We start from the raw sequence: 10,273 nt of genomic DNA, 5'->3' as shown, positions 1-10,273 counted from the left end.
TCCGCAAGTCCTCGTGCACTCGGCGGAGGTACGGCGTCGAACGGAAGTAGCGAACCGTACAGGCCGGCGCGGACACGTCGGCAATGATCGCCCTGCGCGCCCGAAACGTGTCTCCGGCCGCGGTGTGCACGGCACGAGCGCGGCCGCCGCGCACCTCGATGTGCTCGACCGCCTGACCGCACTCGAGCACCGCACCCGACGCGGCACCACGGCGAATCAGCGCGGTCGTCAGCGCAGACGATCCGCCCACGGGGGTCGGAAACCCGACGTCCTGGGCCAGCATCGTGAGCAGCCAGCCCATCATGCCGCTCACCGGGGCATCGGTCGGGACGTCACCGTGCATGGCGTTGCCCAACAACAGGCAGCGAGCAGCCTCGCTGTGGAAGAGCTCGTGAGCCATCACCCGGGCGGGGAGGGCAGCGAATCGCGCGAAGCGCAGTGTCTCGGGCACCCCCAAGGTGTGTACGAGTCGAGCCGCTGAAACGACGGGTGGAAACGGTCCGAACAACGAATTCATGAAGGGCTCGCGAATGCGCTCCCACTGCTCGAAGAGCCGCAGCCAGGTTCGGCCGTCTCGCGCGTCGTGTTCCGACAGCCGCGCAGCGGTGGTCTCGACGTCGTGGTGAACGACCGGAGCGTCGGTGTCCTGCGGTGACCGCGCATGGCCGTACACCGCGGGGGAGTGCGACCACTGCAGCCCGTGGCTTTCCAGCTCGAGTGCCGTCATGGCAGGCGAGGTGAGAGCCAGCGGGTAGAAGGCGCTGAAGAGGTCGCTGGTGAAACCGGACACGAGCTCGGCGCTGCGCACAGCGCCGCCGGGATGTTCGGCGGCCTCGAGAACCACGACGTCCCAGCCGGCGTCGGCCATCGCTGCTGCCGCCACCAAGCCGTTGTGGCCACTGCCGATCACGATCGCGTCGACCTCGGTGGTGGTCATGAGACTGCACTCCTCTGGTCGGTATCGGTCTTGCTGGTCAGCAGGTTACCGACGAAGTACAGCGCTACTCCCACGGCGAGGAGCAATCCGGCGCGCAGCCACGTTGCCGCGGACTGTTGGGTCAGCAGAACTGCGCACGTGATCAATGCCAGGACGGGGAGTGCTGTCGGTGTCCGGAAATGACCGGAGTCGGCCCGATCGCTGCGGAGTACCAGGACCGCGACGTTGGTGCTGATGAAGACGAACAGCAGGAGTAGCACCACGGTCTCCGCAAGCGCAGCGACGGAACCGGTGCTGCACAACACCATCGCGACGACCGTGGTGGCGACGATCGCCGCCCACGGAGTCTTGCGCCCCGGCAGAACCTTGGCCAATGCGCCGGGAAGCAGACCGTCACGCGCCATGCCGAAGGTCAGTCGCGACGCCATGATCATGGTCAGCAGTGCGCCGTTGGCTACTGCTATCAGTGCGACGAGGCCGAAGACCCACGGCGGAATGCCGGCATCGGCAGCGGCGACGACCTCGAGCAGCGGACCGCTCGATTGCGCCAGGGTGTCGGCGGGCACGACGGTGGACACTGCGAGACCGACGAGCACGTAGACCACCCCGGCCGCGGTGACGGCGCCGAGAAGTGCTCGCGGATAGACCCGTCGCACGTCCTCGACTTCTTCGGCGATGTTCGCCGACGTCTCGAATCCCACGAACGAATAGAACGCGAGCAGAGCCGCGCCGAGCACTGCGAGCGTCGGAGTTGTCTCGTCGGTGAATTCGAGGACCCTGGACGGCGTGCCGTCGCCCCGGCTCAGGACGAGACCGGCGAGGGCGACGATCAGCACCAGACCCGACACCTCGACGATCGTCATGGCGAGATTCGCCCGCAACGATTCGGTGATCCCGCGCGCGTTGAGCAGCCCGACCAGAAGCAGGAAGACAACCGCGGCCGGCACGGCAGGCACGTCGAGGAACACACCCAGGTAGTCGCCCGAGAAGACGAGCGCCAAGCCTGCGGCGCTGGTGACACCTGCGGCGAGCATCGAGAACCCCACCAGAAACGACACGAGCGGGTGCCCGTACGCGCGCTGCGCGAACACGGCCGCGCCACCTGCTCGTGGGTACTTGGTGACGAGTTCCGCATACGACGCAGCGGTGAGCAGCGCCATCAGCAGCGCGACGAGCATGGGGAGCCAGATCGCGCCGCCGACCTCACCCGCGATCTCGCCGACGAGAGCGTAGATTCCGGCGCCGAGCACGTCGCCGAGAATGAACACGAACAGCATCTTCCCCGAGACTGCCTGTCGCAGTGGGGACTTGCTCACGGCGCCGTGGACCGCTCTGCCAGCAGAGCGAGCCGGCGTAGTGCCTCGGCGTTGCGCGGATGCGACAAGAGATGCTGCACCCTGTTCGGCACCAGGTCGAAGGGCGGCGTGATCGCATGTTCGATGATCTCGATGCGGCAGCCGGTGGCAATCGGGTGCAGCCGCAAGGTGATCGACGCCTTGCCGAACGGCAACGCTCGCGCCTCGAGCCGGATTTCGCGGTCGGCATGAATTCCCACCGAGCGCGTGATGTCGCTCAGGACGGCGGGCCAGGCACCCACCGAATGGTGGATCGCGGCACCGGCGGCGGGCCAGGTGTCGTCGACTGCGCGAATTCGGGATGCGCCGACCACCCAGGTGGCGTACGTCCATGCGTTCGCGAGAACGTTCCAGACGTCCTCGCAGCTGGCTGTGGTGTCTCTGCTCGTGGGCACGATTGGGCCTCCGAAATCTCTTGTCAGGATGTGTGAGCGCGTGATCGGTGCTCGCCGACACTCCGGGGCTGGAAGTGGGGGCACTCTCGGTGCTGCGATCGCACGGTAGAAGGATCGGATACGGCCGTATGCCCCGAAACGGTCCGCCTCAACCGATAGCAGCAGAGCATGGCCCATGTTTCGAGGCCATCTGGACTCATCGGACCGTTCGGATCGAGGACGTCGAGGCAGAAGACCGGTGGCCACCGAGCTGACCGCACCTGACCCGCCGCTCGACCACCTGATTCGAGGCGCAGCGGTGCTTGTCATACTGAGCTCATGTCGACTATCGCGTACGTGATCGCAGGTTCGGAAGCCACCGGTGGAGCCGGTCTGCAGGCAGATCTCAAGACATTCGAGCGGCTCGGGGTCTACGGGGTCGGCACCATCACGTGCATCGTCTCGTTCGATCCGAAGTCCGGCTGGGGCCACCGCTTCGTCCCCATCGACAGCTCGGTCATCGCCGATCAGATCGAAGTTGCCACTGCCGCACACGATCTCGATGTCGTCAAGATCGGCATGCTCGGCACGCCCGCTACCGTCGAGACCGTGGCGAGCTCGTTGCGTCTGCAGCCGTGGCGGCACGTGGTGGTCGATCCGGTCTTGATCTGCAAGGGGCAGGAGCCGGGCGCGGCGCTCGACACCGACAATGCGCTTCGGCGCGACATTCTTCCGGTGGCCACCGTGATCACCCCCAACCTGTTCGAGGCACAGACGTTGTCCGGAATGGACGCCATCACCACCGTCGACGATCTGGCGAGGCGGCCAAGCGTATTGCCGATCTGGGACCGCGCTATGTGGTGGTCAAGGGCGGTGCGGGGTTGCCCGGTGACGAGGCCGTCGACGTCGTCTGGGACGGTTCCGAACTGACCGTGTTGCGCGCTCCCAAGATCGGCGACGAGCGGGTCTCGGGAGCGGGCTGCGTCTTCGCGGCTGCCATCACCGCTGAGCTCGCCAAGGGTGTGGACGTGCCCGATGCGGTGGCAACCGCCAAGGACTTCGCGCACGCAGGCATCGTAGGCCGAGTGACGAGCCACGCTCCGTTCGCAGCGGTGGGTTGGCACGACTGATCGGTCGATTCGCTCCGCTGCCAGGTTTATCTCCCGTCTCGAGCGGGCAGCCGTCGTGGACGGTTTGTCTCGAATGGGATGAACGGTCCGCATCCGGAGGGGATCCACATGGCAGACGAGAACACGGGCGAAGCCGACGCCGGTGCTACCGACGACGATCGGACCACACGTGGTCACGCCGGTGAGGCGATCGTCGACACACGTAACTGGCCGGGATACATCTGTATCGGTCTGGCATTGGTGAGCCTCGGCCTCACCCTCACCGCAGCCGGGTACGGGTTCAGTGGCTGGACGTGGATCGGGGCGGTAGCCGCGCCGATCCTGCTGATTGCCGGAATCGTGCTGGTGCTTCTGGAGCGCAGACGCGTCAAAGCTCGGGAGGGTAAGTCTCTGACGGACCCCGCAGGGCATTGACCGACTCCGCGTCGTTCGACAGTCGACGGACACCGCCGAGGGTCGTCGGGGTGCCCCTGGCCGACCTGGCCCTCTCGCTCGGATCGCCGGAACCCATCGAGTCCGTTCGGGTGACCGGGGCCAGTGACGACTCGCGAACCGTGATGCCAGGGGACCTGTACATGGCGCTTCCTGGCACCCACGTTCACTGACTGGATTTCGAGATCGAGGCGTTCGAGCGCGGAGCAGTCGCCGTGCTGTCCGACCGAGTGTCGACGGTACTGCCGACCATCGTCGTAGCGGATCCGCGTCGAAGCGCCGGTCCGGTCTGCGCCCGGATCCATCGGTATCCGGCCGACACGATGGACATGTACGGCGTGACCGGCACCAACGGAAAGACCAGTACCGCGTTGCTTCTCGCCGCCGGACTCGCCGCGTCCGGCGAGGTTGTCGCCACGATGACCGGCATAGGTCTTCAGGGACCACTGACTTCGGTGCCGACGGCACGAACGACACCGGAGGCCGCCACCGTCCAGCGCACACTCGGACGGTTTCGCGACGAGGGTGCGACTGCGGTTGCACTGGAGGTGTCCTCGCACGCAGTCTCCGAACACCGCGTCGACGGCGTGCGGTTCGCAGCGGTCGGGTTCACCAATCTCCGCCCGGACCACCTCGACTACCACGGCAGCATGGACGAGTACTTCGCGGCGAAGGCCGAGTTGTTCGCAGCCGACCGAACGGCCGTCGCCGCAGTGGGGATCGACGACGTACACGGCAGACGACTCGCCCGGCTGGTCGACGTTCCGTGCTGGACGTGGTCTGCAGCCGATCCGCGCGCAGACGTCGTGGGCGAGAACATCGAGTGCACCGATGCCGATACATCCATGACGGTGCGAACTCCGCTGGGTTCGCTGCACATTCGCCTGCCCCTGCTCGGACCGCACCAGGCGAGCAACGCGCTGACCGCGCTCGCCGTCGCATTGGCTGCGGGCAAGGATCTCGAGTCGGTCGCCGCCGGGTTCGAGCGTGTCCGTTCGGTTCCCGGCCGGCTCGAACGTATCGACGTCGGGCAGTCGTTTCTGGCCCTCGTCGACTACATGCACAACACCGAGGGGCAGCGCAGTTTGCTGCCGTTCGTGCGATCTCTGGTGACCGGACAGGTCATAGTGGTTGTCGGAGCGACAGGGGAACGCGATCCTGGCAAGCGTTTTCCTCTGGGTGCCACCGCAGCGGCTCTGGCGGATGTGGTGATCGTCAGTGACGAGAGCCCGCTGTCCGAGGACGCCGATGTCATCCGCCGAGCAGTGGCGGAGGGCGCGCGAGCTGCGCGGTCGGCAGTGGTGATGGTGGAGCCGGATCGTCGTGCCGCGCTGGCGCTCGCGGTGCACACCGCCCGGCCGGGAGACGTGGTTGTGGTCGCGGGCCGAGGCTGCGACACCGAGCAGGTCTACGGTCCTGAGTTCGACGACCGTGTGGTGCTCCGAGAACTGTGGAGCGACATCGTCTGAGTGACGTGGTTGTGCCGGTCGACGGTGTCGTCGACCGGCTCTACGCGATCAGCGAACTGCGCGTCGAACCTTCAGTGCGGCTGTTGCGGCGAGCGCGATGACGGCACCGACGACAGCGGCACCGAGCAGGGACACACCCTGAGCGAGCTCGAAGTTCCAGCCGAGGAAGTTGATGTTGGTGTGAATCGTGTTCTGCAGCACGAAAATCACCAGTGCTGCGACGAGGACCAGCGTGACGAGGAGGGCGAACTTGGAGGCGAATCCGCCGCGACGCTTGGTGGTCTGTGTCGTGTCGGTCGATGCGGTCATGAGGGAATCCGTTCTCGGGTGTGAAGTAGGTGGGGTGAAAGGCGAGTGCCGCCGATCATCGAGATCGGCGGCACTCGATGCGATTGGGGTGGTTACTTGAAGGTGTCCTTGATGTTCTCGCCGACCTTCTTCACGCCTGCCGAACCCTGGTCCTTCTTGCCCTCGGCCTCGAGGTCCGTGTTGTCGGTGGCGTCGCCGACAACTTCCTTGGCCTTGCCGATGGCGTCTTCTGCTGCGTTCTTGGCCTTGTCGATGAAGCTCATGTGAGTCCCTTTCAGGTGGCTGTGAATGCTGGTAACGGATACTTAGTCGGTTTCCGATACCGAAAACAAACGCCGCCGTGATGCGGATCACATCACGGCGGCGTTCGGTCGGAGGGTCAGGTGAGCGAGACCAGCTCGGTGATGTCGTCGTGGGGGAGCTCACCGTCGACCACCGCGGTGACCACGGAACTGTTGAGCGTGATGGCACCCTTGTGGTTGTCCAGGAATGCGGTGTCGGCGGCGTCGCGACCGACCGAGATGCGCACCAGCGTCGAGCGCGGGGCAAGGCAGGTGGCATCGACGACGCGCCACTGGCCACCCACGAACGCCTCGGCGACGGCGTGGAAGTCCATCGGATCGCAGCCGGGTGCGTACACCGCCACCAGGCGGGCCGGAACGTTGACCGCGCGCAGCATGGCAACCACGAGGTGCGAGTAGTCCCGGCAGACGCCCTGTCCGGCGAGCAGCGTGTCGACGGCTCCGTCGATCGGATCACTGCTTCCGGGAACATAGCTCAGGCGAGCGCCGACCCACGCGGAAATCTTGGCCAGCAGTTCCTCGGAGTCCGCGTAGTCGCCGAATTCGGTTGCGGCGAAACCGTAGAACTTGTCGGCCTCGGCGTACCGGCTGGGTCGAAGGTAGAGCGACATGTCGTAGTCGGTGACCGGAGCCGGGGTTGTGTTGCCCAAGATCGTGGCGTCGTACGACACCTGCAGGTTGCCCACGTCGGCGGGCATGACGTGAATTCGGTTGCCGTGCGGCCCGCTCACTTCCTTCGCCTCGATGGGGGTGCCGTCGAGAACGAAGGACAGTGATTCGGTGACCGTCGTGCCCGGGTGTGGCGCGATCGCGATCTGGAATTCGAGCGTGGTGGCTGCGGTGATGTCTACATCGAGGCGCGCGGATACGTCGCGTTTGAGCATGAGAACTCCTGGCAGGTGGGGGTGGGTGAACGTGCTGCCAGTACCCGTATCCGCCGAAACCAACCCCATCTCGCTCCGCGAGTGTTCAGCGCCACCCCAGCGCCGGGGCGACGTCACGCAGCACAGTGTCGAGGACGTGCGCGCAGTAGTCGACGCCCAACTGGTTCGGGACGGTGAGCAGCAAGGTATCGGCGGCCGCGATCGCTTCGTCCGCAGCGAGCTCCTCGATCAGTCGATCGGGTTCGCCTGCGTACGTCTTGCCGAATCGGGCTTTGCCACCGTCGATGTAACCGACCTGATCGTCGCCACTGCCCTCTCGGCCGAAATAGGCGCGATCGAGATCGTTGACGATCGGAAAGATGCTGCGGCTCACTGAAGTTCGCGGTGCAAAATTGTGTCCGGCGTCGCTCCACGTCTTGTGGAATCGTTCGATTTGCTCGGCCTGCAACTGATGGAACGGCACTCCGGTGTCTTCGCTCAACAGCGTCGAGCTCATCAGATTCATGCCTTGGCGCGCGGTCCATTCGGCGGTTTCGCGGGTGCCGGCGCCCCACCAGATGCGCTGTCGGAGACCGGGGGAGTGCGGTTCGAGGCGCAGGAGTCCGGGCGGATTGGGAAACATCGGCCGTGGATTCGGCTGTGCGAAGCCCTTGCCCTCGAGCAGATCGAGGTAGATGCGGGTGTGTTCGCGGGCCATGTCGGCGTGATCGGAACCCTCGGCCGGTGTGTAGCCGAAATGGCGATACCCCTCGATGACCTGCTCGGGCGATCCTCGGCTGACCCCGAGCTGCAACCGTCCGCCCGAGATGAGATCGGCGGAACCCGAGTCCTCGGCCATGTAGAACGGATTCTCGTAGCGCATGTCGATGACGCCGGTGCCGATCTCGATGGTGCTCGTCTTGGCACCGACGGCGGCGAGGAGGGGGAACGGTGACGCGAGTTGGCTGGCGAAATGATGGACGCGGTAGTACGCGCCGTCGGCACCCAGTTCTTCGGCCGCGACCGCGAGGTCGATGGACTGCAGCAGCACGTCCGACGCCGACCGCGTCTGTGACTGTGGGGACGCCGACCAATGCCCGAAGGACAGAAATCCGATCTTCTTCATCACGCGCTCTTTCGTTGAAGGATCAACTATTCACTGTACTTCAGCGTGTGTCGGGTCGAATCCATTCCCGGCGTCCGGGCTACGCGCCGATGCCGGCGGTCAAGAGCTTCGCCAGTTCGAGATAGGCGTCGCCGTCGCTCAGTCCGGTCAGGCGGAACACCTCGCGAGTCTGAATGCGAACCATGACCGAGGAGGCGACGTCGCCGACGAAGGCCGCGTGCACGTCGCGCACCTCGCCACTGGCCACGCCCTCGCTGATCAACTCCTGGACGCGGCGCGCGGCGATCGCGGTGTTCCGTTCGTACACCGAGCGGGCCGCCTCGAGTGACGCCAGGTCCGTCATGAACTGCTCGGACGCCGACTCCAGAGCTGCTCCCACCGCAGTCAGATACGTGGTGATGCGATTGCGGGTGCCGTCGACCTCGGCGACCGCGCTTTCGACCTGCGTGGTCATGGACTTGAAATAGTGCACGGTGGCACCGCCGACAAGCTGGTCCTTGCTCGACGCCAGTGTGTACAGCGTGGACTTGGAGCAGCGGAGGCGGGCCGCGATGGTGTCGAGCGTCAGGTGCGCGAAGCCCTCTGCCAGAAACAGACTCACGAGCTGGTCGAAGAGCTCGGAACGGCGAGCCGTGGCATGCGAGGTCACGGGTGCGTTCACATCAGGGATGGTACTGCATCGTCTTGTGCAGTACTCTGCATCAGTACTGCGGATCGCCCAGCAGTACTGATCCGAACTTTCCGGAGGTTTTTCACGTGCCCGTCGATCGTCTGTTGCCCACTGCCGAAGCGCGCGACCTCATCGCGCTGACCCGCGACGTGGCAGACAAGGTGCTCGACCCGATCGTCGACGATCACGAACGGCGCGAGGCGTACCCCGACGGAGTGTTCGACACCCTCGGCGAGGCGGGCCTGTTGAGCCTGCCCTACGCGGAGGAATGGGGCGGGGGAGGACAACCGTACGAGGTCTATCTCCAGGTTCTCGAAGAACTGGCATCGCGCTGGGCGGCAGTGGCCGTTGCGGTGAGCGTGCACGGCCTTGCCTGCCACCCCTTGATGGTTTTCGGTACCGATCAGCAGAAAGCCGACAAGCTTCCCGGCATGCTCGGTGGTGCACAGATCGGCGCGTACTCACTGTCCGAGGCGCAGGCCGGCTCCGACGCCGCCGCACTGAGCTGCAAGGCCACCCCGACCGAGGGTGGCTACACGGTCAACGGTTCGAAGGCGTGGATCACGCACGGCGGAGTGGCCGACTTCTACAATTTGTTCGCCCGGACAGGAGAAGGATCGAAGGGCATCTCGTGCTTTCTCGTTCCGGATGGAACCGACGGCCTGAGCTTCGGCAGGCCCGAGGAGAAGATGGGACTGCACGCGATCCCGACGACCTCGGCGCACTACGACAACGTGCACGTACCCACCGAGTGGCGAATCGGTGCGGAGGGGCAGGGGCTGCAGATCGCCTTCAGTGCACTCGATGCCGGACGGCTCGGAATTGCCGCTGTGGCAGTGGGAATCGCGCAGGCGGCGCTCGACGACGCGGTGAAGTACGCCCAGGAGCGTACGGCGTTCGGCAAGAAGATCATCGACCACCAGGGCCTCGGTTTCGTGCTGGCGGACATGGCGGCTGCAGTGGACTCGGCCCGCGCCACCTACCTCGATGCTGCCCGTCGGCGTGACGCCGGACTTCCGTACTCGCGCAACGCTTCCGTGGCCAAGCTGATCGCCACCGATGCTGCCATGAAGGTGACCACCGATGCGGTGCAGGTGCTCGGTGGCTACGGGTACACCCGCGACTTCCGCGTCGAGCGATACATGCGCGACGCCAAGATCACTCAGATCTTCGAGGGCACCAACCAGATTCAGCGTCTGGTGATCGCACGCTCGCTTGCCACGAACTGACGATCGCAATCTGCCATTCCACACAACGTAGGGGACATCTGCATGACGACAACCGAACCCGATATCCATACCACTGC

The 10,273-nt window shown here is 65.4% G+C and carries 11 protein-coding genes and 2 pseudogenes; 5 read left to right on the top strand and 8 right to left on the bottom strand.

What is annotated here, in order from left to right; all coding sequences use genetic code 11:
* The 3 genes and pseudogenes from RHBS_RS18190 to RHBS_RS18180 all read right to left on the bottom strand — a co-directional run.
* Positions 1-937: pseudogene (locus tag RHBS_RS18190) on the bottom strand (phytoene desaturase family protein); the annotation flags it as partial.
* The gene (locus RHBS_RS18185; RefSeq protein ID WP_128646176.1) at positions 934-2,214 is read right to left on the bottom strand and encodes an APC family permease; all 1,281 of its coding nucleotides are present in this window, start codon (positions 2,212-2,214) and stop codon (positions 934-936) included. The pseudogene RHBS_RS18190 and the gene RHBS_RS18185, both read right to left, overlap by 4 nt.
* A gap of 35 nt (positions 2,215-2,249) precedes the next feature.
* Complete coding sequence (locus RHBS_RS18180) at positions 2,250-2,687, bottom strand: SRPBCC family protein (RefSeq protein WP_128646175.1); 438 nt, start codon at positions 2,685-2,687, stop codon at positions 2,250-2,252.
* Between the two features lie 318 nt (positions 2,688-3,005).
* Between RHBS_RS18180 and thiD the strand changes: the two are divergent.
* The 4 genes and pseudogenes from thiD (at position 3,006) to RHBS_RS18165 (ending at position 5,697) form a co-directional block, all read left to right on the top strand.
* Positions 3,006-3,796, top strand: a pseudogene (gene thiD, locus RHBS_RS18175) (bifunctional hydroxymethylpyrimidine kinase/phosphomethylpyrimidine kinase).
* Positions 3,797-3,904: 108 nt separating this feature from the next.
* Complete coding sequence (locus RHBS_RS18170) at positions 3,905-4,210, top strand: hypothetical protein (protein WP_128646174.1); 306 nt, start codon at positions 3,905-3,907, stop codon at positions 4,208-4,210.
* Positions 4,207-4,401 carry a hypothetical protein gene (locus RHBS_RS30875; RefSeq protein WP_237669380.1) on the top strand — a complete coding sequence of 65 codons (195 nt, stop codon included), beginning with the start codon at positions 4,207-4,209 and terminating at the stop codon, positions 4,399-4,401. Before RHBS_RS18170 ends, RHBS_RS30875 begins: the two co-directional genes overlap by 4 nt.
* Positions 4,402-5,697 (top strand): Mur ligase family protein, encoded by a 1,296-nt coding sequence (locus RHBS_RS18165; RefSeq protein WP_306303552.1) that lies wholly within the window; start codon positions 4,402-4,404, stop codon positions 5,695-5,697.
* A 48-nt stretch (positions 5,698-5,745) separates the two neighbouring features.
* Here RHBS_RS18165 and RHBS_RS18160 read toward each other — a convergent pair whose 3' ends face one another.
* From RHBS_RS18160 to RHBS_RS18140, 5 genes are all read right to left on the bottom strand, one after another.
* On the bottom strand, positions 5,746-6,006 hold the full coding sequence (locus RHBS_RS18160) for a lipopolysaccharide assembly protein LapA domain-containing protein (protein ID WP_121870543.1): 261 nt from the start codon (positions 6,004-6,006) through the stop codon (positions 5,746-5,748).
* 92 nt (positions 6,007-6,098) lie between these two features.
* On the bottom strand, positions 6,099-6,269 hold the full coding sequence (locus RHBS_RS18155; RefSeq protein WP_128646173.1) for a CsbD family protein: 171 nt from the start codon (positions 6,267-6,269) through the stop codon (positions 6,099-6,101).
* 116 nt (positions 6,270-6,385) lie between these two features.
* Positions 6,386-7,192, bottom strand: a complete 807-nt coding sequence (locus tag RHBS_RS18150; protein ID WP_128646172.1) for a transglutaminase family protein — start codon at positions 7,190-7,192, stop codon at positions 6,386-6,388.
* A gap of 85 nt (positions 7,193-7,277) precedes the next feature.
* A complete protein-coding gene (locus tag RHBS_RS18145; RefSeq protein WP_128646171.1) occupies positions 7,278-8,297 on the bottom strand; it encodes an LLM class flavin-dependent oxidoreductase in 1,020 nt (339 codons plus the stop codon).
* A gap of 79 nt (positions 8,298-8,376) precedes the next feature.
* The gene (locus RHBS_RS18140; protein WP_230596325.1) at positions 8,377-8,958 is read right to left on the bottom strand and encodes a TetR/AcrR family transcriptional regulator; all 582 of its coding nucleotides are present in this window, start codon (positions 8,956-8,958) and stop codon (positions 8,377-8,379) included.
* Between the two features lie 95 nt (positions 8,959-9,053).
* Here RHBS_RS18140 and RHBS_RS18135 point away from each other — a divergent pair, with 95 nt between their 5' ends.
* A complete protein-coding gene (locus RHBS_RS18135) occupies positions 9,054-10,196 on the top strand; it encodes an acyl-CoA dehydrogenase family protein (protein WP_128646170.1) in 1,143 nt (380 codons plus the stop codon).
* Positions 10,197-10,273: the final 77 nt, after the last annotated feature.

The organism is Rhodococcus sp. BS-15 (genome assembly GCF_000813105.1).
In the GTDB taxonomy this organism is placed as follows: Bacteria; Actinomycetota; Actinomycetes; order Mycobacteriales; family Mycobacteriaceae; genus Rhodococcoides.
The sequence above is the reverse complement of the archived record's forward strand: the minus strand, read 5'-3'. Positions and strand labels throughout refer to the sequence as shown.

Bases quoted from the DNA above. Each gene is read 5' to 3' on its own strand.
- RHBS_RS18150 (WP_128646172.1), bottom strand. From the start codon at position 7,192: ATGCTCAAACGCGACGTATCCGCGCGCCTCGATGTAGACATCACCGCA.
- RHBS_RS18155 (WP_128646173.1), bottom strand. From the start codon at position 6,269: ATGAGCTTCATCGACAAGGCCAAGAACGCAGCAGAAGACGCCATCGGC.
- RHBS_RS18170 (WP_128646174.1), top strand. From the start codon at position 3,905: ATGGCAGACGAGAACACGGGCGAAGCCGACGCCGGTGCTACCGACGAC.
- RHBS_RS18145 (WP_128646171.1), bottom strand. From the start codon at position 8,297: ATGAAGAAGATCGGATTTCTGTCCTTCGGGCATTGGTCGGCGTCCCCA.
- RHBS_RS18185 (WP_128646176.1), bottom strand. From the start codon at position 2,214: ATGCTGTTCGTGTTCATTCTCGGCGACGTGCTCGGCGCCGGAATCTAC.
- RHBS_RS18160 (WP_121870543.1), bottom strand. From the start codon at position 6,006: ATGACCGCATCGACCGACACGACACAGACCACCAAGCGTCGCGGCGGA.